Below are 24,250 nucleotides of genomic sequence, written 5' to 3'. Positions count from 1 at the left end.
TCTTCCTCAGAGGTTAACGCCGGAGTTAAGCCGCCGCGCGTAGCGCGGTCGGCTTGAACGAATTGTTAGACATCATTTACCAACTGACTTGATGATCTCGCCTTTCACAAAGCGAATAAATTCTTCCAAGTGATCTGCGCGTGAGGCCAAGTGATCTTCTTTTTGTCCCAGATAAGCTTGCTTAGCTTCAAGTAAGACGGGCTGATACTGGGCAGGTAGGCGTTTTATTGCCCAGTCGGCAGCGACATCCTTCGGCGCGATTTTGCCGGTTATTGCGCTGTACCAAATGCGGGACAACGTAAGCACTACATTTCGCTCATCGCCGGCCCAGTCGGGCTGCGAGTTCCATAGCTTCAAGGTTTCCCTCAGCGCCTCGAATAGATCCTGTTCAGGAACCGGGTCAAAGAATTCCTCCGCTGCCGGACCTACCAAGGCAACGCTATGTTCTCTTGCTTTTGTAAGCAGGATAGCTAGATCAATGTCGATCATGGCTGGCTCGAAGATACCCGCAAGAATGTCATTGCGCTGCCATTCTCCAAATTGCAGCTCGCGCTTAGCCGGATAACGCCACGGGATGATGTCGTCATGCACGACAAGGGTGACTTCTATAGCGCGGAGCGTCTCGCTCTCGCCAGGGAAAGCCGAAGCCTCCATAAGATCATTGAGCAATGCTCGCCGCGTCGTTTCATCAAGCTTTACGGCCACAGTAACCAACAAATCAATATCGCTGTATGGCTTCAGGCCGCCATCCACTGCGGAGCCGTACAAATGCACGGCCAGCAACGTTGATTCCAGATGGCGCTCAATGACGCTTAGCACCTCTGATAGTTGGTTCGAAATTTCGATGGTCACCGCTTCCCTCATGATGTCTAACTTTGTTTTAGGGCGACTGCCCTGCTGCGTAACATCGTTGCTGCTCCATAACATCAAACATCGACCCACGGCGTAACGCGCTTGCTGCTTGGATGCCCGAGGCATAGACTGTACAAAAAAACAGTCATAACAAGCCATGAAAACCGCCACTGCGCCGTTACCACCGCTGCGTTCGGTCAAGGTTCTGGACCAGTTGCGTGAGCGCATACGCTACTTGCATTACAGTTTACGAACCGAACAGGCTTATGTCCACTGGGTTCGTGCCTTCATCCGTTTCCACGGTGTGCGTCACCCGGCAACCTTGGGCAGCAGCGAAGTCGAGGCATTTCTGTCCTGGCTGGCGAACGAGCGCAAGGTTTCGGTCTCCACGCATCGTCAGGCATTGGCGGCCTTGCTGTTCTTCTACGGCAAGGTGCTGTGCACGGATCTGCCCTGGCTTCAGGAGATCGGAAGACCTCGGCCGTCGCGGCGCTTGCCGGTGGTGCTGACCCCGGATGAAGTGGTTCGCATCCTCGGTTTTCTGGAAGGCGAGCATCGTTTGTTCGCCCAGCTTCTGTATGGAACGGGCATGCGGATCAGTGAGGGTTTGCAACTGCGGGTCAAGGATCTGGATTTCGATCACGGCACGATCATCGTGCGGGAGGGCAAGGGCTCCAAGGATCGGGCCTTGATGTTACCCGAGAGCTTGGCACCCAGCCTGCGCGAGCAGCTGTCGCGTGCACGGGCATGGTGGGCTCTGTTGCAAAGATTGGCGGCAGTCAGAGGTAGGCTGTCGCTCTGCGCCGATCAGGCGGCTGCTGCGAAATGGTGGTTGAGCATGCCCATGGCCTCCGTCAGCGCCGAGGGCCCAATGCCAAAAGCTCTCTCCACAAGGCGCACCTCGCCCCTGATGCCGGGCTGCAGGCACCAGGGGCGAGCCTGTCCTTTGCGCAGGGCTCGCATGACTTCGAATCCCTTGATCGTGGCATAGGCCGTGGGGATCGATTTGAAACCGCGCACCGGCTTGATCAGTATCTTGAGCTTTCCGTGATCGGCCTCGATCACGTTATTGAGATACTTCACCTGCCGGTGGGCCGTCTCCCGGTCCAGCTTTCCTTCGCGCTTCAATTCGGTGATCGCTGCACCATAGCTCGGCGCTTTGTCGGTATTGAGCGTGGCAGGCTTTTCCCAGTGCTTCAGGCCTCGCAGGGCCTTGCCCAGGAACCGCTTCGCTGCCTTGGCGCTGCGGGTCGGCGACAGGTAGAAATCGATCGTGTCGCCCCGCTTGTCGACTGCCCGGTACAGGTAGGTCCACTTGCCCCGCACCTTGACGTAGGTTTCATCCAGGCGCCAGCTCGGATCAAAGCCACGCCGCCAGAACCAGCGCAGCCGCTTCTCCATCTCCGGGGCGTAGCACTGGACCCAGCGATAGATCGTCGTATGGTCGACCGAAATGCCGCGTTCCGCCAGCATTTCCTCAAGGTCGCGATAGCTGATCGGATAGCGACAATACCAGCGCACCGCCCACAGGATCACATCACCCTGGAAATGGCGCCACTTGAAATCCGTCATCGTTCCGTCCGTCCAATCTCCGCCAAGCATGCTCAAGCTTCACGATTTTTGCAACAGAGCCGTTTTGGCGTAGGTCGTGGGATCAAGAGAAGTGCCAGGCTTTTTCAGCTCTATATGCCCTGTCATGAGCCCGTTAACTCGTGCCCCATAGTCAGGCCGAACCGTGCCGGAATCTTCACGTACTTCTTTATGCATCACCGTTTTAAGGCTGAGAAGGTCACTTGATATTCCGGTTATCAGCTCTGTCACTGGCTGCGACAAAGCCGCTTCCGGCTCACCAGGGCCATTGAGCAAGTCTTTCGCTAATGCACCGTACTGTTCTACCAAGTCAGCGAGTTCAACCATAGATCAAACTCTACTTTGTCCAGCATTGAATGATGAACAATATACGTGCGTTCACCATTGCCAGTACGGGAGAAAGAATCAGGGATACTGGAAAGCATGAATACTTTTTCTGCAGTACCTGAAGATTCTGCAAAAAGTGATGGAACTAAGCGCAACTTGTCGCTAATGATTTTATTTGTAGTTGCGATAGTTGCTATGACGCTTCCATTGCCGTTGATCTTATTAGGAAGGCCCGCAGATGCCCTGGCTGTAATCTATTTTTTCCCAAGCGTATTTTTCATGGGCCTCATACGGGCCACAGCACAAAATGGTCAGGTAATGAAAATCCTTTGGAGGGTCGCCGGCCTCGCGTTATCCGTTGGGTTCGTATTTATTTTCGCGAATGCACTACCTAACAATGCATTGACTGTCACTCTTGCTGTCGCTGGATTAATTTTATGCCTCGTGTTTGAGCTCATTGCGCCAAGCAGTGTTATGAAAAAGCAGGTGTTTTAGGTCGCCAGCGAAGTGATCTAAAACGGTCGTTTCTGCAACGACAAGTAAACCCCGGCGACACGCCGGGGTTTTTTCTTTCAGAAACGTCTTACAAAACCGAAACGTTGCACAACCAGGTTGTGTAGCGTTTTTGGCATGACAGTCATTGGATATGCGCGAGTGAGCACGCGCGAGCAGAACCCGGAGTCGCAAGCGGCCGAGCTGCGCGCGGCCGGGGCCGAGCAGATATTTACTGACCGAGGGGAGTCGAGCAGGGAAGCTGCACGGCCGCAATGGGTCGCGTGCAAGGCGCAATTGAAGCCAGGGGATACGTTGATCATCCGTGCCCTGGATCGCGTGGCCGGCGAAGAGCGAATGGCTATAGAGATCATTCGTGAGCTGGGGGAGCGCGGCGTGCGGATCAAAAGCCTTACCGAGCCATTCTTAGACGTGGACATATCTACGCCAATGGGCGAAGCCATCGTGGGCATTATGGCGGTAATGGCGCAACTGCGCGTTTCCATGATCAGGGAGAACACCCGCAGGGGATTAGCGCACGCGCGCGCCCAGGGCAGGGTCGGAGGGCGGCCGCGCGTCATGGATGCAGATCGCACCGCCACGGCGCGGCAGCTGCGCGAGGAAGGGAAGAGTTACGCGCAGATCGGCAAGATCCTTGGTGTCAGCGCAGCGAGCATCTACCGTGCAATTTCGCCCGAAAATCATTGATTAGCAATGATAACCAATGTTATATTTGAAGTGAGGAAATGTTAGTTTCGAGGTTTAGGAGGTTGTTATGAGCCAGCTAATGGAACGTCCGCAGCATGATGAAATGCGCGCGCAACTGCTGAAGGCTCGGCAACGTGTAGAGGTTGATGCGCTGGACTATAAGCGCACTTTGAAGGCTGCTGCGGGTGGTATGACTCAGCGCGAGATGGCGGCGCTGCTGGGTATGTCTCAGCCGGCCGTGGCGAAGGCATTGCAGCGCGCCCAGGCTGTTCCGGAGGTTGTTGGTGAGTTCAATGCCGCAAGCCCTTATGAGGTGTGCCAGCGGTACGCGGCCGGGTTTATTGACCGTGAGGAACTGGTGCGTCTGCTAGTTGAGTGGCCGTACAAGCCGACCCCTTGGGCGAACGAGTACGGCGAGTACGAAGAGAGCCTGGATGGTACTTGGGAAGAAGTGGGCGACGCGCTGCGGCATGAGCTGATTGACGCTGCTACTTATGATGAAGTTTTGATGAAGACGGCCGATTAGGCGGTGAGCAACCGAAGGGTGAATCGTTGGCTGACGACGAATCAATAGAACGACATTATGCGGCGCTGCGCCAGGTGTTGGCTGATCCTGATATGAACCCGCGTGGGGCATACTCGACGATCAGACAAGAGCAGTATTTTATTCAAAGTGGATCGCGTCCGCGTGCTACGTCGGAGCGGGAACTTTTGCATAAGAAGTGGATGCAAGAGGTGGTTGATGACTCGGCTAAGCGCGGAGAAATCAAGTACGAGGGAAAAGCCATTGTGATGGCTGGACCGCCCGGAGCTGGCAAAGGAACTGTGCAGCGGGAACGCTTGAATGATGTTCCTGGTTACGTTCAGTGCGACCCGGATATTTTCAAAGAGAAGATCATCCAGCACGAGCTAGAGAGCGGGAACCTGGATCGTCTGAAAACTCCATTGGTGAAAGAACTTGAAGCCCAGGGGCACAAGTTCGCACCAATGGAGTTTGCTGCGTTAGTGCACGAAGAGTCATCTATGCTCAGCGCCAAGTTGCAAAAGGACTTGCGCAAGGATGGAACGAACTACGTCATTGATACGGTGCTCAAATCGCAAGGTTCTGCGCAGGAAGTCGCTGCTACTTTGGACAAGCGCGGATACACCTATGATGTGGTGAGCGTGCAGGCAACGTTCGAAGAATCCAAGGCGGGAATCTATGGCCGTTGGCAGGCAGGACGCGAAGCTTTTGAGCGCGGAGAGAGCCAGCTTGGCGGCCGTCCTGTGCCATCAGATTTTGCGAATAATCTGGTCACAGCAGATGGAAAGTCTGCTACCGAGGAATCGGCAAAGTGGCTGGCCGAAAACGGCAAGGGTGTTGTGAGTTTCACCCAGTACCGACGAGGATCGAGCACGCCGGAGATTGACCAGGTGAAGAATGACGGCAAGCTCATTCCGCGCAGCGTCGCGTCGGCGCGGCAAGCTTTCCCCAAAGCCAGAGAAACACAATCGAGGGCACCGAAAGTTCATCGCCCAGGTGCGGACAAGGGAACTGGAATAGGCGACTAACTGCACACCTTCCCCGTTCCCCCGATAAATGCCAAGATTCACGAACAGACCCCCTGTCAAGGGTAGGCGTAGCCTATCGCGCAGCGACGCGAAGCGCCCTTGATAGGGGGTCTGTTCGTGTAAGAATCGGGCATCGAGGGGCGGGGCAAGCGCATAGCCAAAACAAGTCAGCGAGAGTTCGATTAGCCCAGTTGGCAGAGGCCGTGCACATGCCAAGATCGCATGACGCAAGCTAACTCAGGTACTGCAACTTTTGGCTTGTGTGCGGGCGGTCGGCTGGTTCCTGCTGTCCACGTGTGTGCAGGAAAAGCAGCGGAGTGGGAGGGCTTTTGCTGTGCACAGGTGGGCAGGAGGCTACACCACGCAACCAAGGGCAGAAAATGACGGGTCGTTACTCACCGTGAGGTGAGTAGCGACCCGAGGTCTATCTTCGTTTAGCTCTCGTTGGAGCCGGAAGCTTTTGCATCCTTTTTGCTTGGACGGCGACGCGATGGCGAACCGATCTTGTTCAGTTCGGCTTGCGTCCAGCCCTTCTTCAAAGCAGCGGTGAACGCTTGCTTTTCAGCGGCCTTTGCTTGCTCTAGCTGTTGCTCTGCGTCGACGCGTGCGGCGACTGCCTGGGCGATATTGTTGGCAGCTTCCATGCGCAAGTCGTTTTGCGCTTGAAGTTGTTCGAGAATGCGGGCTGCTGCGTCACTCATGAGTGGCACCTTCCGATTGGTTTGCACCGTCTCAGCCACGCCGATCCGGCGCGGATCTGGTGCTTCCAGCGTAGCGCGGTCATGTCCTGATGCCAACGCTCGTTGCACCAACTGAGCGAGAAGTGGCCCGCCGTTGAGGCGGAGCAAGCTATAAACTTAGCACGGCTAAGTTGCTTGTGCGCTTGAACTGTGGTTCTTCGGGTGGGACAATTGACCTGTTAGGTCATTTGGCGTTGCACTGGGCGGGAGGCAGATTCGCATGGGTCGTTTTGATTCGCGCAAGCGTCAGTCGAATGCTGCTGGTGGCCGTTCGGTTCGCCGCGAGGTGAAGCTGACCGTGGAGCAGAATCTTGCCTTGCAAGTCATGGCGGATGAAGTAGGTGTCTCGGTGCCGCGCCTTCTGGTGGAGTCCACCTTGTCGCAGTCTCGTGGTGAGACCGCTGCCGAACGTCATGAGCTGATTACTTCGTTGTTCTTGTTGCAGCGTGGCCTTGCTGCTGCGGGGAACAACATCAACCAGATCGCTCGCGCCGCGAATGCAACAGGCGAGATTCAAGGTGAGCTGCATGACTCTTTGGATCATCTGCGCGCTACGGTGAAGCGCATTGATGATGTTCTTGAAACATTGAAGATCACTGGTGATCCGGCATGATTCCGAACGTGACTCGTGGTGGCCGCATGGCTGGTTTGATGAACTACTTGGTTGGCCCTGGGCGTGCTAATGAGCACGAGAACCAGCGGTTGATTGCCGGGGATGATCGGGTGACTTTCGCCTACGCGCCAGGTGCTGAATTGTCGAAGTACGATGCGTTTGAAATCGCGGAGATGCTGGATGCTCCACGCAAGCTGCACGGCACCGAAGTGACCAAGCCGGTGTATGCGAAAGATGAAGAATCTGGCGCGTTCTTGAAAGACGAGAACGGCAAGAAGATCCGTACTGGTTCAAAGGATGCGCACGTCTGGCATTGTTCTTTGTCGTTGGCTGAATCCGAAGGCAAGGTCTCGGATGCGCAGTGGAAGAGCATCGCTGAATCGTTCGTCGAGAAGATGGGTTTCGTAGACCCTGACGGTGCGAAGTCATCGCGCTGGGTGGCAGTGCACCACGGCGCATCGAAGAACGGAAATGACCACATTCACTTGGTGGTGCAAATGGTTCGTGAAGATGGCACGAAGGCGAGCACGCACAATGATTTCCACCGCGCCCAGATGGCGTGCCGTGAACTTGAAAACGAATTCAGCTTGCAGTCCTTGGAATCCTCGGTCACACAGCAACAAGGCTTGTCTGGGGAGAAGCCAGCGGAGCGTGCACGCGCTGAACGCGAGAACTATGCGGTGTCTGATCGCATTGAGCTTTCCCGCCGAATGCGTGCAGCGTTATCGAGTTCTTCCACTGCCGACGAGTTCATGCGCCAGCTGCCGCAAATGGGGGTGCAAGTTGCTCCGCATTTCGCCAAGGGTTCAACGACCAGGGTCACTGGTTACAAGGTGTCGTTGGGGACTAAAACTGGTGAGGATCAAGCTGTTTGGTACGCGCCATCGAAGCTTGATCGCAGCCTGGGGTGGCCGTCGATCAAGGCGCGTTTCAACGGTGACGGCGTGAACGAGGCAGAGCAGTTCTTAGCTTCCCGTCACAGCAGTGCAAGACTGCAACGAGCATCGGGTTACCGGGCGTTCGATTTGGCGCAGTCCACGTCCAGGAAGCTGGATGCTGGCCGGCTTGGCCCGGATACCTTGTCGAACATTTATGCCCGGTTGTCGTTGGAGCTGGAAGGGAACCGACCTGGAAGCCTGGCACGTCTGAGCACCCATATGGCCAGGGCCGGCCAGGGCATGGGGAACCGCGTCTACGCTGCCCGGCTGTCCACACGTTTCGCTGCGCGTAATGCGGAACAGGGATGGATGGCTGTGCTGCGCCAGGCGAATCGGTTGTCACACGCGATGCTGCGCGGACGCATGGCCGCTGAGCGTCCTCAATTGACCCGTGCAGCCCAAGAAGTGGTTGCTATGGCAGAGAAGATCGTGCGCGAGGCTGAGCAACGCGAGCCGGTGCACACCGTGGCGCAGCCAGGTGCGGGAATGACCAAGAAAGATCGGGATCACGGCCTAGGCCGTTAACTGAAAAGTCAAGGGAGAGTGCAGGACATGGAAAACGACGAAGAATCAGATATCTCGATGGAGTTCGGCCGTGTGCTGCGCATGAGCCTGGGTGCTGCGATGCAGGCCAAGGAAGCCTCTGATCGGCGTGCCGCGAATCAGAACCCGGCAGCGCAAACGTACCAGGCGCAGCAGCAACTGGCCGCCGTATTGAAGAAGGATATGGCGTCGCCAGATTTCCTAAAACTGTCCTCCCGGCAAATCGCGGATCGTATGACCGTGGCTTCTGAACTGTCGGCTGGTCACCGTGATGCGTCGAAAGCGTTCATGTCTGGATCTGACCGGCTGCGCAACGAGCTGGGAATCAACATCGAGGACATGTACAAGAACCATCCGCAATCGGCTGAGGAACGCCATCGCGCGTTGAAGAACGCTATTGATGACTACCACGCCAGCACCCGGTTGAACCAGGAAGCTAGTGCGGAGCGAGAGAAGGAAGCGCAAGAAGCTGCGCCACAGGCCGAGGCCAAGGAAGAACAAGCACAGGTACGTGAAGAAGCCGCTGAAAGCCATTCTGCGAAGGCTGAACAGGCGGAGGGTGAAACCCAGCTCGACCAGCGGGATCGCGATGCCGGTGAGGGTCGCGAATCAGTCAACGCCCCCAGCCTGGGGAAACCAGAGTCACAGCGCGCGATGGGTGCGAACGTGCACCCAGATGATCTTGGCCCAGGATCGAAGACCGCCGCTGCGGTGCTGGCCCGTGCCAGGGCCGTCCACGGTTTCCCGTCGAAACCCGGTGATGCGGTGCTTTTCGGCAAATCCACCAGGCCAGCTGCGCAGCACGGGGCAGGGCTAGCCCGCAAGCGCGGCCAGAGCGCGGAGGTCACCCGGTGAGTTTCATCAACGATGATGACCTGGAAACTGACGAACCAGTAGCTGCGGAATCAGATATGGACACTGAGCAGCCGTTGGCTTTCGAAACAGAGGAAGAATGGCTGACCCAATGGGGGCTGCCGCACTTTCGACGGAAGCTGAACAAAGGGGAGTTCCGGTGGGATCCTGAGTGGTGGCGTTATGAGGAAGCGATCACGCTGATCACCTCGTTGTGGTTGAGCTTCGAAAAAATGCGATGGGAGGGCGCTACCGGCATGGCTTCGTACATGCGTGACTACTTCTATCCGTTGATGGGGGAACTGACTTCACCAGATGGCCCATTCTGGGATTACGACCCACCGGTGCGCGAGGACGTGCCAGAGCCGTGGCCAGTCCAGGATATGCCTGAGGAAATCAGGGAGTCCGTGAACTAGTTCTATGCAAGCGAAGGGGCTAACACCCTTGGTGTTGGCCCCTATCAATCGTAAATCCACTATGTGCCAAATAGGGTCTCTTGGTAGTGATGTTCCGGCGACCTGGTAGGACGAAACCCGGGTACGCGGTAGCGCGATTCCGACTAGTTGGTAGTACCGAACGAAGCACTCCGTAGTGGCTCAGAACCCCGTGAGGGGCTCTGAGCCACTACGCTACGAAGGAGAAGGCTCGGGGCGAGCTATCAGGGAACGGACCGCAAACCTATTCCCAAAAATCAGCCGACTCCCGCGCCTTCTCATGCTTCAACTTGCGCATGTCGGCATCTCCCAACAGCTGCCACCTGGTGTTGTTCGCCAACCGATTCACGATGAAATCCCCGGCCCCCGGTCCGGCAGCACCTGCACCCAATACGACGGATCGGTCTGGCTGACGATCACCGTCGGCAACCTATGCTCCCGGTCCGCCAGCACCCGTAAACATCACTGGCGATGTTCTGGTCCATACCCACCGTGAGGAAGTCATCAACGATCAACAGGTCCGTCTCGCGCAGCCTCTCCAGCAACGCGTCATGGTCCCGACCTGAGCTGTCATGATGTTGTGAGACACGCGTTCGTAGGAGAATGAGTGCATGTCCAAACGTCAGAAGTTCACCCCGGAATTCCGCGCCGAAGCAGTTGAACTGGTGATCTCATCCCAGAAAAGCCTGATCGAAGTTGCAGCATCCCTGGGCATCAACGAAGGAACCTTGGGCAACTGGGTCCGTGCCTACCGCGCCGAGCATCCTGAAGCTGAAACATCTGAGGATCCGCCGTACCGAACTGGTCCACACCGAGTTCGAGGCATCCAACCAGGTCGCTGGCGCCGGCCAATTGGTGGATCTGTTGCTTAACAACCACAACATTCGGATACCGAAATCCACAGTTCTCTCGATCATGAAAGAACTAGGAATCCAGGCCAAACGAATGAGCGCCTTCAAAACCACGACGGTGCGTGACCACCAAGCGCGAACAGCGCATATCAAGAACCACATGGTCGATAAGATCGGCCGGCGGGACTTCCGCTCGTCCCGGCCTGGGGCGAAACTGGTCGGTGACATCACCTATCTGCGCACCGGTGAGGGATGGCTGTACCTGGCCACGGTGATCGACTTGTATTCACGTCAGATCGTGGGCTGGTCAATGGGCGAGAACATGCAAACTCAGCTGGTCATTGATGCGATGGAGCTTGCCGCGTCGCGAGGCTTCATCCAGCCTGGCAGCGTGTTCCACAGCGACCGGGGCACGCAATACACCTCCGACGCGTTCCAGGCATGGTGCGCTGCCCACCGCGTGCGGCAGTCCATGGGCCGCACCGGGGTGCGCTGGGACAATTCTGTCGCCGAGTCCGCCTTCTCGACGATCAAGAACGAAATGTATCATCACCGGGCTTTCACTAGCAGGGTGGTAGCGCGTACCGCGGCGATGGAGTTCATCGAGGTTTGGTACAACCGGAGGCGACCGCATACAGCTAATGGAGGGGTCAGCCCTCAGGCTGTTCTGGACTCGTATCAGGAAAGGAATTCTCTAGCTCTAGTGGCTTGAGGATATTGGAAATGATCAAAGATCGTGTCTCAGAAACTTGACCAGCTCACGTAGATCTCTTCACTGGGAAGAGGTACTTCTGCCGTGTGATTGTGTTGGTCAGTGAGAGTGACAGTCTCCGCGAAGATGGAGGTCGTCAAATCTTCAGTGCGTTCAGCCAACGACATCGAATCGAGCGTTTCAATCAGCTCGCGGGCTCCAAGGCCATCGAGTTCGTGCTCAACGGGGATTTTGTTTTCGTTGGCCGAGGCCGAGGGAGGATCTTCAGCCGCAGTGCATCCGCTGAGCGTGAAAGCGATGACCACGACAGCGATTACTGTGGTGACCTTCCCACTGCGCTTTGGGAATGACCTGAAAATTTCCATTGGTTTCCTTACTGTGCCTGCCCATGGTGACTTTTCAACAAAGTGCCCTATACCTATAGGGACAATATCTGCCAGAGTAGCGAGGAGTTGCCTTGCCTGCACGAGTCCGCACTGCTTCGGTTAATCATGTTTGCTGACTTCCGGTTCATGCGCGGCGATGTGCTCGGTCTCGACCTGGAAAGTCGAGTGGTGGATGGAGACCTCAAAATGCCCTGCAACGCAGTCTTTGATTTCGTGCAACATCTGAACTGCATGACCATCAGTGAAACACTCGTCATCAACGACGACGTGGGCAGTTAATGTCGGTAGGCCGGTTGCCACAGTTGAGGCGTGCAAGTCATGAACATCCTTGACATGGTCAAGTTCGAGGATGTGCGTGCGTACCTCGTCGAGATCAAGTCCCTTGGGGGTGAACTCCATGAGGACACTAGTGGTCTCTTTCATGAGCTTGAATGCACGGGGAACGATTAAGGTGGCGATGAATAGCCCCGCGATAGCATCGGCCTGCATGAACCCGGTCGTGGCGATGACGATTGCTGCAATGATCACTCCGAGTGACCCGAGGGCGTCGTTGAGTACTTCGAGGAATGCGGCGCGCATGTTGAAGTTCGAACCGCGGCTTGAGGCGAGAATGGTGATGGCAATAATGTTCGCGACCAAACCGATGATGCCAAAGATGAGCAGTTCACTGGCCGGCACTTCTGGAGGCTCGAAGAGTCGCCGGATGCCTTCAATGGCGGCGTACGTACCCACCACCAGCAGCAGTGCAGACTGTCCGAGAGCTGCGATTACCTCGATGCGCCGAAACCCCCAGGTACGTTTGGAATTGGCCGGCTTGAGCATCAGTGTTGCCGCGATCAGCGCAACCAATAAGCCAGAGGCGTCGGTGATTGCGTGAACGGTGTCGGTCAGCAGTGCGAGGCTACCGGTGATAACCGAACCGACTGCCTGGGCGACGACAATCGTCGCGGTGATCGAAAATGCGATCCAGAGCTTCTTGCGGAAGTCTCCGGGGTGTCCGGTCTCGTTTGCGGCCGGGCCGTGATTGTGTCCTGCTCCCATGTCTACTTTTTATCCTTATCCGTCGTGTGGTGGGTGTGGGGAAGCCGCAGGTGTGTGCATAGCTGAGCCTGCGTTCCGGTGGATTCGAGGAGTTGTTCGGCGGCAGCAATGAGGGTGCGTAGAAGTGCGGGCTCAGTCAACGAGTACCAGGTTGCGCGCCCTTCAGGGCGCATCCTTGCCAGACCGCACGCGACTAGAAATCCGACATGCTTACTCACTGTCGACTGGGCTAGGCCCATGTGCTCGACTAGGTCACGCACCCGGTGCTCGCCCGACGCGAGGTGTTGTACGATCGCCAGCCTCGTCGGTTCCGCAAACGCCTGAAATAGGTGGGCGTACGCTGCCGTCGCCATTTCATCGAGGGGTTTTCTCTCACGCTTAATCATCGTCATAGACCGATTATATCGATATATCCCGATATTGTCGAATGTGATCATTGTTGCGAAGTGGTACGAAGTTCAGTGGCTTGCCACGCCCGAGCATTGATCCCCATGGAGAGCAGGACCGGCTGCCTGCTTATTATGAAACCAACGTCTACTCTGCGAAAGTCCCTAAGGTCCAATGTCACCCGATCACGAACCTCGGAATCTCCGATGGTACTTTGTGACTTGTAGATACGCATCGTGGGAACCACGCGCCTAGTCAAGGATGGCGTCGATCAAAATCGCGCACGTGGGATCTTCTGTCCATCACTCCGCTACCTTTGTGCCTCGTCGCGTAATCCCGATTGCCCAGAACGCCCACGCGGAGTTTAAAGCCGGGGATGCCGCTGCTTTTACCGTTTCGTGCACGGGGAGACTTCTATCGACTGAGCATCTCGATTTCACCGTGCAATCGCTGGCAATTCTCTCGTGACGGATAGACCAGCTTGGCAATAGATCTCATTCTGAGTTGATCGATGCCCAGCGGCCTCATTCAGTAAGATACGTATGGTGAAGCCGTTGTACGGCATTCCGGGAGAAATATGCGAGGCCAAATCCGGCACTGATGGGCACATAGGCCTAATAATTAGACTCTATTGTGAGCTGATGGCAAAACTCTCACTCTTCCGATGCTCAAGTGAGTAGCTCATGGAGCGTCTGAACTTTAGGTGGACACCATAGCTACAGTTGGAATCTTTGGGCAAAAAATGTGCTCCGATTCTTCTAGTGCAGCTTGCATGACCTCTGTTTCTCTTCCGATAGGTTGTGCCCCCTCGCTCAGCTCTTTCTTGTTGACGTTTGTTTTACGGACGACATAAGAGGCATTCGCCTTATCGAGAATCCACGTGGCTTGTGTGAAATCACCGATGGAGATGTGCTGGCGCTCTGCGATGCGCCTTCTATTGAACTCATTGGGAAGCGTGGGGTTTCTCAGTGATTTAACGTGTCAGCTGTTTTACAAAATGACGCCTACCCCTTGGCCAAGACATCAATTAGCGGGGGAAATCAGTCGCCAGGAGTGAGCCCAGCAACTAGGTTGAAAGCGCCGGTGAGAATGTTCAGCGACACGACACCGACGACATCAGCGATTTCACGGTCACTGTACCCGTAGTCGCGGAGCTCGTCGATCTGCTCGTCGGTGATCGACGTAGGTTCACGGTAGACCTGGAGGCCGAGCATAATCATCCCCGCGACCGGGGCCGTCATCGCGGTGCCCTGCTGTGCGAGTGCGATCTCAGCATCGCTAACCCCGAGCGATTGTGCCGTGTTGATGTGCGAGGCCAGGCACATTCCACATCCCTGCTGCGACTGTACGGCGATCGAAACGAGCTCGCTGACCTTGCGGTCGAGCTTGGCGCGACGCATGGCTTTACTCAGGTGCAGGTAGCCACCGAGTACCGCCGGAGAGTGCGCCATCGTCGAGACCATGTCACCTACCTCGCCGTGCCGCTCTACGAGTTCGCCGAGCAAGTCTCGTGAGGCCCCCGTTGCGGTCTCAGGGGTCAATCGGGAAAAACGGGGCATGACGCCTCCTTCATTAGTTTGGTCGCGAGTTCGGTGCGGGGAAACCGCACAAATTCGTTCCTGTTATTGATATTCGGTATGGCAGGTCGGAGCCTCGTCAGCACTCCGGCATGCACGAGGCTCAATAGGTAGAAGTCCTAGCCAGGCTTATCGGGAAGCACTTTAGTGGCGTCCTCTATACTGACACGGATGCTACACAGCAGCAGGCTGAGAACATCTGCATTTTGTCTCACCCATGTTGGAGGATGTTGTTCTGCCAGTGAGGCTCCCGGTGGTTCGAGAACCAGAAGACCATCGTCGCTGCCAGGATTCGCCGGTGACGCCACATCACAACTGGGGGATAGAAGAGAGCATACGAAAGACGAAAACCGTAGAGGTGCTGTCGTGTACTTCATGGGTTATGGCAAGCGAGTTGTATCAGCGCCCGCCCGCTGAACGAAAGTCAGTGCACCGAGGGCGGATAGCGCGTCTCCGAGGATCAGACTCTCTGACATATTGAGGGGTTGTAGTGGGCACGTCTTGGAACGCTGAGTTCAGGTTCGGGGTCAGGAACGCACGAGACGATTGATGGCGTCCGTGGCTTCCTGGATCTTCTCGACAGCCGCCTCGTCGCTGAGTTTTGCTGCATCGAGCACACAGTGCTTCAGGTGATCGTCGAGTAGACCAGTCGCGACCCCCTGGAGGGCGCGGGTCAGGGCGGAAACCTGGGTGAGAATGTCGATGCAGTATTTCTCTTCATCGATCATCTTCGCAATCCCTCGGGCTTGCCCCTCGATGCGCTTCATACGGCCGAGGTAGCGCTCCTTGTCGCTGATGTAGCCGTGCTGGTGGGGATCAGTGTCGACAGACATGGGCATATCCTTACTTCTGGCGTTCCAGGACGGAACGTGTGCTGGCTTCGGGGGTGAGGTCGATACGCCGCAGCAGCTGGGCGTTGAGCGCGACCACCACGGTTGAGAGCGACATGAGGACTGCGCCGACCGACATCGGTAGGACGAATCCCCATGGGGCAAGGATACCGGCGGCCAACGGCACCGAGAGGAGGTTGTAGCCGGCGGCCCACCATAGGTTCTGCTTCATCTTGCCGTATGCGCGTCGAGAGAGCTCGATGACCGAGAGTACACTGCGAGGGTCGGAGCTCGCGAGGATGACCCCAGCCGAGGCGATGGCGACATCGGTGCCGGCGCCGATCGCAATGCCAACATCGGCCTGTGCCAGAGCCGGAGCGTCGTTGACGCCGTCGCCGACCATTGCAACCTTCTTGCCCTCGGCCTGCAGCTGGGAGACCTTGGCGGACTTGTCCTCGGGGCGCACGCCGGCGAAGACACGGTCGATGCCGAGCTCCCGGCCGACCTCGTTCGCCACGGCCTCGGCATCGCCGGTGATCATGACGACCTCGACACCGAGGGCGTGGAGGGCATCGACGGCGTCGCGGGATTCGGGCCGAACCTCGTCGGCGAGTCTGAGCCCGCCGATCATCTGACCGTCCCGCAAAACGTGGAGGATGATCGCACCCTCGCTACGCCAGGCATCCGCTGTGCCGACCTCGGGCTGACCGGTCTCTTCGAGCATCCGGGGCCCGCCGACGCGGACCTCCTGGCCTGCGACGGTCGCGGTGACGCCGACGGCGGGCGAGGATGAGAAACCGCTCGCCTGCTGAAGGGCGAGGCCCTTGTTCTTGGCGGCGGTGACGATGGCCTTGGCGAGCGGGTGCTCGCTGTCGGCCTCGGCCGAGGCCGCGAGGGAGAGAACCTGGTCGGCGTCGAGTTCGCCGGTCGGGGCGACACCGGTGACGGTGGGCTCACCCTTGGTCAGCGTGCCGGTCTTGTCGAACAGTACGGCCTCAACCTGCCGCATGGACTCCAGCGCCAGACGGTCCTTGATGAGCACCCCGCCGCGAGCGGCGCGCTCGGTCGCGATGGACACCACAAGCGGGATCGCGAGCCCCAGCGCGTGGGGGCAGGCGATTACGAGCACGGTGATGCTGCGCACCACGGCCGCATCCGGTTCGCCGGTCAGCGTCCACACGAGCGCGGTGATCACGGCGGCGCCAAGCGCGAACCAGAACAGCAAGGCCGCGGCCTTGTCAGCGATGCGCTGTGCTCGCGAGGAGGAGTTCTGCGCCTCGGCGACGAGCCGGTTGATGCCGGCCAGGGCCGTGTCGTCACCGGTCGCGGTAATCTCCACTCGCAGGCCCGAGTCCGTGGCGACGGTTCCGGCGGTGACGGTCTCGCCCTCGCCGCGGGAGACCGTGCGGGACTCTCCGGTGATCATGGATTCGTCCATGTCCGCTCGCCCATCGACGATGGTGCCGTCGGCGGGAACGCTGCCGCCGGGCCGGACGATGACGACGTCCCCGACGGCGAGCTCGGCCGGGTCGACCTTCACGACCTCGTCGCCCTCGACCCGCTCAGCCTCATCGGGCAGGAGGGCAGCGAGGGAATCTAGCGCGGAGGTCGTCTGTGCCAGAGAGCGCATCTCGATCCAGTGGCCGAGCAGCATGATGACTATCAGCAGGGCCAGCTCCCACCAGAACTCGAGCTCGTGGTGGACGAGCCCGAGGGTCGCGGCCCAGGATGCGAAGAACGCCACGGTGATCGCCAAGGCGATGAGCAACATCATCCCCGGCTTGCGACCCCTCAGCTCATCCCAGGCACCGGTGAGGAACGGGCGCCCGCCCCAGACGTACATGACAGTGCCGAGCACCGGAGCGATCCAAGATGCCCAGCCCGGCACAGCGTAGCCTAGGATCATGGCGAACATCGGAGAGAAGGCGACGACCGGGATCGCAATGAGGAGATTGATCCAGAACAGCCTGCGGAACTGGCCGACATGATCGCTGTGCCCACTATGACCACCATGGTCGTCGTGTCTGGCGTGGCTGTCGTGACCTGAGTGGTCGCCGTGCTCCTGGTGCCCGGTGTGCTGACCCTCGTGCATGCCGTGCGCATCCCCCGAAGGATGCCCGGAGACAGAGCCGTGGTGATGTTCGCTGTGAGCAGGTGCATCGGTTCCGTGGCCGTGGTGCTGGTGTGCGTTAGGGTCCGTCATCGTTCTTCTTCTCCTCCGTCGTTGAGTAGTATCGATTGCCGCTCACCCGGTGGCCGAGCAAACGAACGTCGGCTCAGGACGCTGGTTGAATCTCGCTCTCGACGACCCACTTATGGTTGGTCATCTTCATGCCGTCCGTCTCGTAGTCGACCATGTAGACCGTCTCATCGGTGGAGGAGGCAATAGTAGCCGTCACGCCCTCCATGCCCTCCATGTGCTCGGCGAGCAGGGTCACCTCGGTTCCGTCGGCCAGTCGCTCGTCGCCGGCATCTTCGATTTCTTCCTGCACGACCCACTTGTGATCTATGACCGGGTCGCCACCCTCGGGTGTGTAGTTCACTGCATAGGTGTAGGTATTGTACGCGCCGGTGATCGTTGCGGTCGCGCCGTCCATGCCTTCCATGTGGTCAGCCGTGAGTTGCACCTCGGTGCCGACCGGGTAGGTGGGTTCGCTGGCCTCAGCGATGCCCTCGGGTGCCGGCCCGCCGTCCATCGGATGCTCCATTGAGTGTTCCATTTCCTTATTACCACTTTCCGTGTTGTCGCCAACATTGTTCTGCGCCTGAGTGGTCGAAGGGTCTGTCTGTTGGTCTTTGTCTGTTCCGTTGGCGCAACCGGCGAGCACGAGCGCCACTCCAAGAGCTCCTGCTGCCAGCCCGGTTCGAAGTCTTCTCTGCACAGTATCTCCTTTTATCAGGGTGTTTATCATATACCCCGGGGGGGTAATATTCAAGACTTGCGCGCCATGCCGACGCAAGTAGGTCGAATGGGTCCTCGGGGGCTACTCGTGCTGGGCGGGCAATGCGGAGATGAGGGGGTGGTCATAGCCCGTTGATCCGACCTTCGCGGCTCCACCGGGAGAACCCAATTCGTCGAAGAACTCGACGTTGGCCTTGTAGTAGTCAGACCATTCGTCGGGCAGGTCATCTTCATAGTAGATGGCCTCGACGGGGCAGACCGGTTCGCAGGCCCCACAATCAACACATTCGTCGGGATGAATGTAGAGCGAACGTTCGCCCTCGTAGATGCAGTCGACAGGACACTCTTCGACGCAAGCACGATCCTTGACGTCCACACACGGAAGCGCGATCACGTAGGTCACGGCTGTTCCTCTCGGTCAGGTTCGGAGCGTCGGTAAGAGTCGGTAAGAGGCCCGGGGATATTGTCAGTCTCTGCCAGGCCTGCGGCCGGCTGCGGGATGCGCAGGCGTAGGATGGTGGCTGCGAGGCTGAGAACGATGATGATCGCACCGAGTACTGTCATCGTTCCCGACAGGGTGAGCACCGGCACGAGCAACCCGGCGATAATGGTGGGCACACCGAATGCCAGGTAGGCGACCGTGTAGATCACAGCCATTACGGCAGCCCGCTCCGACGATGCCGTGTGGGGCATGAGTGTGCGCAGCACTCCGAGGAACGCTGTGCCGAACCCGGAACCGACGATCGCGACCGACACGACGTAGGCCGGGTAGGAACCGAAAGCGAGGGCTCCGATGCTCATTGCGGTGCCGAAGGCCAGGGCGCTAGTCGCATACAGGCTGATGGTGCGGGCGGAACGCCTCCGCAGGACGGATGAGGCGGTGACTCCGGAGATCGCTAGTGCGAAGATGACGATGCCCGCGTGGGTGTGAGTGGAGCCCCCGAGCTCACTGCTGACGAGATTGGCTCCGAGCGCAAGGAAGAGTCCATTGGTGGCCCACCCGGCAATGATCGCGGGCACGCCGGCGAGGAACATTTGGCGCAAGTGCGGTGGCACCATGAACCGCGGACGGAGATCGCCGCGTTGCGTCCGGGTCTTGGGGACCAGTTCCGGTGTGTTCCACACCGTTACTGAAACAATGAGGAAAGCGACGTTCAGCGAGCCGAAGACGGCAATTGTCGGTGCGGGGGTGAGATCGAGAAGGAGTGCAGCGCTGAGGGCACCGGTTCCGAGGCCGATCATCGGACCGATGGTATTCCACAGGGCTGCAATGTTCGGGCGCGACAGAGGTTCGAAGTCGATCATCATCGCTGACAGCGCTGGAATGAGTATGCCCGCCGCGAATCCTTGCATGGCGCGAGCGACTAGGAGCGTCGTGAGACTGCCGGCGAACCAGAACATGACTAGGCTCAGAGCGAGCATTAGGGAACCGGCGGTCACAACCGGACGTCGGCCGATGCGGTCGGAGAGCGATCCAAGGTAGAGCAGGGCTGCCAAGAGGGTGAACGTATAGACCGCGAACACGAGTGTGGTGGCGACGGGGATGAGTCCGAGCCGCTCGGCGATCTGTGGATAGAATAACGATGGCGCGCTGGCGGCGGCCATCATGAGAATGGTCGCAGCCAGCGCGAGCACGAAGCCTCGCGGCGAGATCCGACTGGTGCAGTCTTCCGCCATCGCTTAGGCTCGCGCACCGTGAAGCAGTTGACCCCACTGGTAGACGGTGCCGACCGCGTCGATGCCAGTGACGCCGGTGACGGTGCCGTTGGTCTCGTGCCGGACGACGAACTCCTCACCGGATTCCAGGTAGGTGTTTGTTCCTGCCGTGTACCCGACTCCGGAGATCATCTGACCGTAGACCATTGCCATGTAGGGGCTATGCGGCAGGTAAGTCCCCGGATCGTCACTGATACCGAGGTCGTGCAGTGCGGCCTTCGTAGCGTGCGCGCCCTGAGCGGCGGCGTCTTCCCAATGATCGATGCGCCAGGCGCCCAGTGCTTCGTCGTGATGCGAGGCCACACCTCCGGCGGCATATACACGGTCTGCGTCGGTGCGGAGGCGATCGTCAACATCGATGCCGTTCGTCCACGGTGACGGGGCAGCGGGCGTCGTGCCGAGCGCAACGAGGAGGAAGTCCGCCACAATGGGATTGCCGTCGTCGAGGGTGATGGCGACACCGGATTCTGTTTCGTCGACATGCTGGAGAGTGCGTCCGAACCGAGTCTGCACCTTGGCGGCATGGTCAGCGGCGAGGCGTTCAGCCACGGGCGCCCCAAACGCTCCGATGCCAGGAACGGAACTGCGAGAGACCAGCGTGACCATGTGCCCGTCGGCTTGCAACGACGAGGCGGTCTCAGCTGCGATGATTCCGCCGCCGTAGATCGCCACGCGCGCCGGCCGCCCCAGGCCGGTAAGCAGCTTTCGGATGCCGAGGGCATCCTCCACGGAGTGAAGAGCGGTGACCCGCCCTTGTCCGACGTCGTCGCCGCCGAACACGTCAGCGGGCAGGGAGCGGGGCATGCTCCCGGTCGCGATGATGAGCGCGTCGTAGGAGACCTGTGCGCCGGAGGTCAGTTGGACCTGCTTCGCCGAGGTGTCAACTTCGAGCACGGTGTCGGCGATGACCTCGATCTGAGGTAGCGGGATCTTGATCATTTCCGGTGGGGTCGGACCGAACGCGATTCCTTTGATGAGCATTCGCGTATAGGGCGTCTCCCCGGTGCGGGTCACCAGGGTCACTCTGACGTCGTCGCGTGAAGCGAGAGTGCGGGCGGCTGCTGTCCCGGCTGCTCCAGAGCCAAGGATGAGGATGTGCGGTGTGGTCATAGGGGAACTCCTGGGCAGTTGGTCATAGTTGATTTGGTGAGCTAGCGTCAGGAGGTTGATTTGGTGAGCTAGCGTCAGGAGCGCACGAGGCGAGCAATCGCCTCGGAGGCTTCGCCGAGCCTCTGCTCGCTGACTGGTCCGCCGGCTAGTGCGGCGTCGAGCACGCAATGTTTGAGGTGATCATCAAGCAGGCCAAGGGCGACATTTTCAAGTGCTCTCGTAGCTGCGGAGATCTGGGTGAGGATGTCGATGCAGTAACGGTCCTCGTCGACCATTCGGTCAATGCCGCGGATCTGGCCTTCGAGACGCCGCAGTCGATTTTGGTAGTTCGTCTTGTCGCTGATGTACCCGTGGACGGACGGGTTGCCATCACCTCCCGCGGGGCAAGTGTCGATGTAAGGTTCGGTGGTTGAGGTCGGGGTGGTCATGTCGGTTCGCTCCGATCAGGTGGCGGGGGCCGCAGCGGTGCCGCGGCCCCCCGCACGCTGGTGGATTACGCCATGTTGGCGGCGTACTTGGCTGGGTCTGAATCGAATGCGGGGCCGCAGCCGGCGCAACAGAAGTAGTAGCGTTCACCCTCAAAGTCACGGTAGAGGCCGGCGGCTTCGGCGGTCTTCTTGCTGACCGGGGTTCCTACCATGACCGGGCAGGTGGTCATGTCATCGCCGCCTCCACCCAGGAGGTTCTCGCGTCCACCGTTCTCAGCGGCGGGGTTAGTTTCGTTTGTGCTGCAGCAGCTACTCATTCTTTAAGGCTCTTTCTTTGTTGGATTTTTATGGATGTGTGAGTTCTTGTGCGTCATTTCGTGGCGACGCTCTTGAACCCGCGCAGGCGGAGGCTGTTGCCGACGACGAAGACGCTGGAGAACGCCATTGCCGCGCCTGCGAGCATGGGGTTGAGCATGCCCAGCGCTGCGACCGGGATCGCGGCGGTGTTGTAGGCGAATGCCCAGAACAGGTTGGTCTTGATCGTCGACAGGGTTTTCCTTGAAAGGCGAATAGCATCGACGGCGGCCCGTAGGTCTCCACGCACGAGCGTGATGTCAGAGGCTTCTATGGCGACGTCTGTGCCGGTGCCCATCGCCAATCCTAGGTCGGCTTGCGCGAGCGCGGGAGCGTCGTTGACTCCGTCGCCGACCATCGCGACGATCTTGCCCTCGGACTGCAGGCGTGTGACGACGTCGACCTTGTCCTTGGGTAGGACCTCGGCAATGACTTCGTCAATGCCGACTTCGGCCGCGATCTGCCGCGCTACGGCCTTGTTGTCACCAGTCAGGAGAATTGGGGTGAGCCCGATCTCCTTGAGTCCACGGATCGCTTCGGCGCTGGTGGGTTTGACGGTGTCGGCGACGATGAGGATTCCGCGCGCCTGGCCGTCCCAGCCGATCGCTACGACGGTTTTACCCTCGTTCTCTGCGGTGGCTTTTGCCTGCGCGATCTCCAGAGAGAGCTTCTGAGACCAGTCGGCCAGCAGTGACTCGCGCCCGACGATGACCGCAGTTCCCTCGACAATGCCCTGCACTCCCTTGCCCTCGACATTGGCGAAGTCCTCGGGCGTGGGCAACTGGCCGATTTCTTGGGTTGCTCCTTTGGCGATCGCCTGCGCAATCGGGTGCTCCGAGGAGTCTTCCAGTGCGCCGGCGAAGCGCAACAGCTCAGCACGGTCCACGCCGGGCTCGGTGATCACGTCAACCAGAGTCATTTTGCCGCTGGTGACGGTGCCGGTCTTATCTAGCACGACGGTGTCGACTTTGCGGGTCGACTCCAGCACTTCGGGGCCCTTGATGAGAATGCCCATCTGAGCCCCTCGACCAGTGCCGACCAGTAACGCGGTCGGTGTGGCCAGTCCAAGCGCGCAGGGGCACGCGATGACGAGCACGGCAACCGCTGCGGTAAACGCTGCGGCGACGGGGAATCCGGCGCCCAGCCAGGCACCGAGAGTGATGAATGCGATGACGATGACGATCGGCACGAAGACACCGGAAATCTTGTCAGCTAGACGCTGCACTTCGGCCTTGCCAGTCTGCGCGTCCTCGACGAGCTTCGCCATCTGGGCAAGCTGCGTATCCGAGCCAACACGGGTCGCTCGCACGACCAGACGTCCACCGGCATTGACAGTGGCACCAGTAACTGAGTCACCCTCGCGGACCTCGACCGGCACGGACTCGCCAGTGAGCATGGAGGCGTCCACTGCGGAGGTACCGGAGGTCACAACGCCATCAGTGGCGATCTTCTCGCCCGGACGAACGATGAACTCGTCGCCGACCGCAAGATCAGAGGTGGGAATCTTCACTTCAACACCATCACGAAGGACGGCGACTTCCTTCGCGCCGAGCTCTAGGAGGGCTCGAAGCGCGGCCCCGGCCTGTCGCTTGGAGCGCTTCTCGAAGTAGCGACCAGCGAGGATGAACATCGTCACACCCGCGCCGACTTCAAGATAGATGTTTGCCGCACCATCTGACGGAGCGATTGTGAACTCGAAGGGGTGTGTCATCCCAGGTGTGCCGGCTGTTCCCAGGAATAGTGCGTAGACGGACCATAACAGTGCGACCGAGGTGCCCATCGAGATGAGTGTGTCCATCGTCGCGGTGCCGTGTTTGAGGTTCGTCCACGCGGCCTTGTGGAACGGCCAGGCAGCCCAGACGATCACCGGTGCAGCAAGGGCGAGTGAGGCCCACTGCCAATAAGTGAACTGTAAAGCGGGGATCATCGCCATCGCGATCACGGGAACCGTGAGCACTATGGCGCCAATCAGACGGTGGCGCAAGGAGGTTAGCTCAGTGTCCTCCGTCTCGCCGTCCTCAGCCGACGTTGTGTTCGTCTTAGTATCTTTGGGTTTGGGTAGTGCAGCCGTGTAGCCGGTCTTCTCGACCTCGGCGACCAGCAAGGCTGGATCGTATCCGGCGGGTGCACTCACCTTGGCTTTCTCTGTAGCGTAGTTGACCGTGGCCGCGATACCGTCGAGCTTATTCAGCTTTTTTTCAATTCGGTTCGCGCAGGAGGCACAGGTCATCCCGCCGATCTCCAACTCGATATCCACCCCTCCTGTGGAGGGCGCTGATGTGCTCATCCTTTTCCTTCTCTCTTAAGCTCTCGTGC

General features: G+C 58.8%; 24 protein-coding genes and 3 pseudogenes. 10 read left to right on the top strand and 17 right to left on the bottom strand.

The genetic code is table 11. The annotated features are described in order from the left end of the window. Positions 1 to 25: 25 nt before the first annotated feature. Positions 26 to 864 (bottom strand): annotated as a pseudogene (locus ACLQ8T_RS17085) (AadA family aminoglycoside 3''-O-nucleotidyltransferase). A gap of 145 nt (positions 865 to 1,009) precedes the next feature. Here ACLQ8T_RS17085 and intI1 point away from each other — a divergent pair. Continuing rightward, positions 1,010 to 1,606 (top strand): annotated as a pseudogene (gene intI1, locus ACLQ8T_RS17080) (class 1 integron integrase IntI1); the annotation flags it as partial. 53 nt (positions 1,607 to 1,659) lie between these two features. Here the strand turns inward: intI1 and ACLQ8T_RS17075 are convergent. Then, a complete protein-coding gene (locus ACLQ8T_RS17075; protein ID WP_001389365.1) occupies positions 1,660 to 2,424 on the bottom strand; it encodes an IS6-like element IS6100 family transposase in 765 nt (254 codons plus the stop codon). 39 nt (positions 2,425 to 2,463) lie between these two features. Continuing rightward, positions 2,464 to 2,769 (bottom strand): type I restriction enzyme HsdR N-terminal domain-containing protein, encoded by a 306-nt coding sequence (locus ACLQ8T_RS17070; protein WP_204677734.1) that lies wholly within the window; start codon positions 2,767 to 2,769, stop codon positions 2,464 to 2,466. Positions 2,770 to 2,865: 96 nt separating this feature from the next. Here ACLQ8T_RS17070 and ACLQ8T_RS17065 point away from each other — a divergent pair, with 96 nt between their 5' ends. From ACLQ8T_RS17065 to ACLQ8T_RS17050, 4 genes are all read left to right on the top strand, one after another. Continuing rightward, a complete protein-coding gene (locus ACLQ8T_RS17065) occupies positions 2,866 to 3,264 on the top strand; it encodes a hypothetical protein (protein WP_204677736.1) in 399 nt (132 codons plus the stop codon). Between the two features lie 135 nt (positions 3,265 to 3,399). Beyond that, positions 3,400 to 3,969, top strand: coding sequence for a recombinase family protein (locus ACLQ8T_RS17060; protein WP_047117859.1), 570 nt, complete (start codon positions 3,400 to 3,402; stop codon positions 3,967 to 3,969). Between the two features lie 67 nt (positions 3,970 to 4,036). After that, positions 4,037 to 4,495 (top strand): MarR family transcriptional regulator, encoded by a 459-nt coding sequence (locus ACLQ8T_RS17055; RefSeq protein ID WP_052772179.1) that lies wholly within the window; start codon positions 4,037 to 4,039, stop codon positions 4,493 to 4,495. Positions 4,496 to 4,521: 26 nt separating this feature from the next. Next, positions 4,522 to 5,520: a zeta toxin family protein gene (locus ACLQ8T_RS17050; protein ID WP_143181167.1), complete on the top strand. Its 999-nt coding sequence runs from the start codon at positions 4,522 to 4,524 to the stop codon at positions 5,518 to 5,520. Between the two features lie 434 nt (positions 5,521 to 5,954). On the opposite strand, the gene ACLQ8T_RS17045 is transcribed toward ACLQ8T_RS17050, so the two are convergent. Then, positions 5,955 to 6,221 (bottom strand): hypothetical protein, encoded by a 267-nt coding sequence (locus ACLQ8T_RS17045; RefSeq protein WP_143181168.1) that lies wholly within the window; start codon positions 6,219 to 6,221, stop codon positions 5,955 to 5,957. Positions 6,222 to 6,480: 259 nt separating this feature from the next. Here ACLQ8T_RS17045 and mobC point away from each other — a divergent pair, with 259 nt between their 5' ends. The 5 genes and pseudogenes from mobC to ACLQ8T_RS17020 all read left to right on the top strand — a co-directional run bounded on the left by mobC (position 6,481) and on the right by ACLQ8T_RS17020 (position 11,203). Then, complete coding sequence (gene mobC, locus ACLQ8T_RS17040; RefSeq protein WP_047117862.1) at positions 6,481 to 6,873, top strand: plasmid mobilization relaxosome protein MobC; 393 nt, start codon at positions 6,481 to 6,483, stop codon at positions 6,871 to 6,873. A gap of 38 nt (positions 6,874 to 6,911) precedes the next feature. Next, positions 6,912 to 8,336 (top strand): relaxase/mobilization nuclease domain-containing protein, encoded by a 1,425-nt coding sequence (locus ACLQ8T_RS17035; RefSeq protein WP_413456549.1) that lies wholly within the window; start codon positions 6,912 to 6,914, stop codon positions 8,334 to 8,336. A gap of 27 nt (positions 8,337 to 8,363) precedes the next feature. Next, entirely contained in the window at positions 8,364 to 9,209 is an 846-nt protein-coding gene (locus ACLQ8T_RS17030) for a hypothetical protein (protein WP_047117863.1), read from the top strand. Then, positions 9,206 to 9,622: a DUF4913 domain-containing protein gene (locus tag ACLQ8T_RS17025; protein ID WP_143181169.1), complete on the top strand. Its 417-nt coding sequence runs from the start codon at positions 9,206 to 9,208 to the stop codon at positions 9,620 to 9,622. The genes ACLQ8T_RS17030 and ACLQ8T_RS17025 overlap by 4 nt, the downstream gene beginning before the upstream one ends. 629 nt (positions 9,623 to 10,251) lie before the next feature. Next, positions 10,252 to 11,203 (top strand): annotated as a pseudogene (locus ACLQ8T_RS17020) (IS3 family transposase). A gap of 29 nt (positions 11,204 to 11,232) precedes the next feature. On the opposite strand, the gene ACLQ8T_RS17015 reads toward ACLQ8T_RS17020, so the two are convergent. The 13 genes from ACLQ8T_RS17015 to ACLQ8T_RS16955 form a co-directional block, all read right to left on the bottom strand. Continuing rightward, on the bottom strand, positions 11,233 to 11,568 hold the full coding sequence (locus tag ACLQ8T_RS17015; RefSeq protein ID WP_052772183.1) for a hypothetical protein: 336 nt from the start codon (positions 11,566 to 11,568) through the stop codon (positions 11,233 to 11,235). 120 nt (positions 11,569 to 11,688) lie between these two features. Beyond that, a complete protein-coding gene (locus tag ACLQ8T_RS17010) occupies positions 11,689 to 12,630 on the bottom strand; it encodes a cation diffusion facilitator family transporter (RefSeq protein ID WP_047117865.1) in 942 nt (313 codons plus the stop codon). A gap of 2 nt (positions 12,631 to 12,632) precedes the next feature. Next, positions 12,633 to 12,983: an ArsR/SmtB family transcription factor gene (locus ACLQ8T_RS17005; protein ID WP_233125411.1), complete on the bottom strand. Its 351-nt coding sequence runs from the start codon at positions 12,981 to 12,983 to the stop codon at positions 12,633 to 12,635. A gap of 1,074 nt (positions 12,984 to 14,057) precedes the next feature. Beyond that, positions 14,058 to 14,576, bottom strand: coding sequence for a carboxymuconolactone decarboxylase family protein (locus tag ACLQ8T_RS17000; RefSeq protein ID WP_047117866.1), 519 nt, complete (start codon positions 14,574 to 14,576; stop codon positions 14,058 to 14,060). Positions 14,577 to 15,121: 545 nt separating this feature from the next. Next, positions 15,122 to 15,427, bottom strand: a complete 306-nt coding sequence (locus ACLQ8T_RS16995) for a metal-sensitive transcriptional regulator (protein ID WP_047117867.1) — start codon at positions 15,425 to 15,427, stop codon at positions 15,122 to 15,124. A 10-nt stretch (positions 15,428 to 15,437) separates the two neighbouring features. Further along, positions 15,438 to 17,627: a heavy metal translocating P-type ATPase gene (locus ACLQ8T_RS16990; protein WP_198934392.1), complete on the bottom strand. Its 2,190-nt coding sequence runs from the start codon at positions 17,625 to 17,627 to the stop codon at positions 15,438 to 15,440. A gap of 73 nt (positions 17,628 to 17,700) precedes the next feature. Further along, the gene (locus tag ACLQ8T_RS16985; RefSeq protein WP_047117905.1) at positions 17,701 to 18,306 is read right to left on the bottom strand and encodes a YdhK family protein; all 606 of its coding nucleotides are present in this window, start codon (positions 18,304 to 18,306) and stop codon (positions 17,701 to 17,703) included. Positions 18,307 to 18,408: 102 nt separating this feature from the next. After that, on the bottom strand, positions 18,409 to 18,729 hold the full coding sequence (fdxA, locus tag ACLQ8T_RS16980; protein ID WP_047117869.1) for a ferredoxin: 321 nt from the start codon (positions 18,727 to 18,729) through the stop codon (positions 18,409 to 18,411). Further along, the gene (locus ACLQ8T_RS16975) at positions 18,726 to 20,003 is read right to left on the bottom strand and encodes an MFS transporter (protein WP_047117870.1); all 1,278 of its coding nucleotides are present in this window, start codon (positions 20,001 to 20,003) and stop codon (positions 18,726 to 18,728) included. The genes fdxA and ACLQ8T_RS16975 overlap by 4 nt, the downstream gene beginning before the upstream one ends. A gap of 3 nt (positions 20,004 to 20,006) precedes the next feature. Continuing rightward, complete coding sequence (locus tag ACLQ8T_RS16970; RefSeq protein WP_047117871.1) at positions 20,007 to 21,152, bottom strand: FAD-dependent oxidoreductase; 1,146 nt, start codon at positions 21,150 to 21,152, stop codon at positions 20,007 to 20,009. A gap of 74 nt (positions 21,153 to 21,226) precedes the next feature. Continuing rightward, on the bottom strand, positions 21,227 to 21,580 hold the full coding sequence (locus ACLQ8T_RS16965) for a metal-sensitive transcriptional regulator (protein ID WP_047117872.1): 354 nt from the start codon (positions 21,578 to 21,580) through the stop codon (positions 21,227 to 21,229). Between the two features lie 65 nt (positions 21,581 to 21,645). Further along, positions 21,646 to 21,897: a YHS domain-containing protein gene (locus ACLQ8T_RS16960; protein WP_047117873.1), complete on the bottom strand. Its 252-nt coding sequence runs from the start codon at positions 21,895 to 21,897 to the stop codon at positions 21,646 to 21,648. 53 nt (positions 21,898 to 21,950) lie between these two features. Further along, entirely contained in the window at positions 21,951 to 24,221 is a 2,271-nt protein-coding gene (locus ACLQ8T_RS16955) for a heavy metal translocating P-type ATPase (RefSeq protein WP_047117874.1), read from the bottom strand. Between the last annotated feature and the right edge of the window lie 29 nt (positions 24,222 to 24,250).

This window comes from Glutamicibacter sp. FR1 (genome assembly GCF_047300825.1).
In the GTDB taxonomy this organism is placed as follows: domain Bacteria; phylum Actinomycetota; class Actinomycetes; order Actinomycetales; family Micrococcaceae; genus Glutamicibacter; species Glutamicibacter nicotianae.
The sequence above is the reverse complement of the archived record's forward strand: the minus strand, read 5'-3'. Positions and strand labels throughout refer to the sequence as shown.

What these genes read in the sequence shown, in the direction of transcription:
- ACLQ8T_RS17075 (WP_001389365.1), bottom strand. Translation starts at nt 2,424, where the DNA reads ATGACGGATTTCAAGTGGCGCCATTTCCAGGGTGATGTGATCCTGTGG.
- ACLQ8T_RS17070 (WP_204677734.1), bottom strand. Translation starts at nt 2,769, where the DNA reads ATGGTTGAACTCGCTGACTTGGTAGAACAGTACGGTGCATTAGCGAAA.
- ACLQ8T_RS17065 (WP_204677736.1), top strand. Translation starts at nt 2,866, where the DNA reads ATGAATACTTTTTCTGCAGTACCTGAAGATTCTGCAAAAAGTGATGGA.
- ACLQ8T_RS17060 (WP_047117859.1), top strand. Translation starts at nt 3,400, where the DNA reads ATGACAGTCATTGGATATGCGCGAGTGAGCACGCGCGAGCAGAACCCG.
- ACLQ8T_RS17055 (WP_052772179.1), top strand. Translation starts at nt 4,037, where the DNA reads ATGAGCCAGCTAATGGAACGTCCGCAGCATGATGAAATGCGCGCGCAA.
- ACLQ8T_RS17045 (WP_143181168.1), bottom strand. Translation starts at nt 6,221, where the DNA reads ATGAGTGACGCAGCAGCCCGCATTCTCGAACAACTTCAAGCGCAAAAC.
- mobC (WP_047117862.1), top strand. Translation starts at nt 6,481, where the DNA reads ATGGGTCGTTTTGATTCGCGCAAGCGTCAGTCGAATGCTGCTGGTGGC.
- ACLQ8T_RS17035 (WP_413456549.1), top strand. Translation starts at nt 6,912, where the DNA reads ATGAACTACTTGGTTGGCCCTGGGCGTGCTAATGAGCACGAGAACCAG.
- ACLQ8T_RS17030 (WP_047117863.1), top strand. Translation starts at nt 8,364, where the DNA reads ATGGAAAACGACGAAGAATCAGATATCTCGATGGAGTTCGGCCGTGTG.
- ACLQ8T_RS17015 (WP_052772183.1), bottom strand. Translation starts at nt 11,568, where the DNA reads ATGGAAATTTTCAGGTCATTCCCAAAGCGCAGTGGGAAGGTCACCACA.
- ACLQ8T_RS17010 (WP_047117865.1), bottom strand. Translation starts at nt 12,630, where the DNA reads ATGGGAGCAGGACACAATCACGGCCCGGCCGCAAACGAGACCGGACAC.
- ACLQ8T_RS17005 (WP_233125411.1), bottom strand. Translation starts at nt 12,983, where the DNA reads ATGGCGACGGCAGCGTACGCCCACCTATTTCAGGCGTTTGCGGAACCG.
- ACLQ8T_RS17000 (WP_047117866.1), bottom strand. Translation starts at nt 14,576, where the DNA reads ATGCCCCGTTTTTCCCGATTGACCCCTGAGACCGCAACGGGGGCCTCA.
- ACLQ8T_RS16995 (WP_047117867.1), bottom strand. Translation starts at nt 15,427, where the DNA reads ATGTCTGTCGACACTGATCCCCACCAGCACGGCTACATCAGCGACAAG.
- ACLQ8T_RS16990 (WP_198934392.1), bottom strand. Translation starts at nt 17,627, where the DNA reads ATGACGGACCCTAACGCACACCAGCACCACGGCCACGGAACCGATGCA.
- ACLQ8T_RS16975 (WP_047117870.1), bottom strand. Translation starts at nt 20,003, where the DNA reads ATGGCGGAAGACTGCACCAGTCGGATCTCGCCGCGAGGCTTCGTGCTC.
- ACLQ8T_RS16970 (WP_047117871.1), bottom strand. Translation starts at nt 21,152, where the DNA reads ATGACCACACCGCACATCCTCATCCTTGGCTCTGGAGCAGCCGGGACA.
- ACLQ8T_RS16965 (WP_047117872.1), bottom strand. Translation starts at nt 21,580, where the DNA reads ATGACCACCCCGACCTCAACCACCGAACCTTACATCGACACTTGCCCC.
- ACLQ8T_RS16960 (WP_047117873.1), bottom strand. Translation starts at nt 21,897, where the DNA reads ATGAGTAGCTGCTGCAGCACAAACGAAACTAACCCCGCCGCTGAGAAC.
- ACLQ8T_RS16955 (WP_047117874.1), bottom strand. Translation starts at nt 24,221, where the DNA reads ATGAGCACATCAGCGCCCTCCACAGGAGGGGTGGATATCGAGTTGGAG.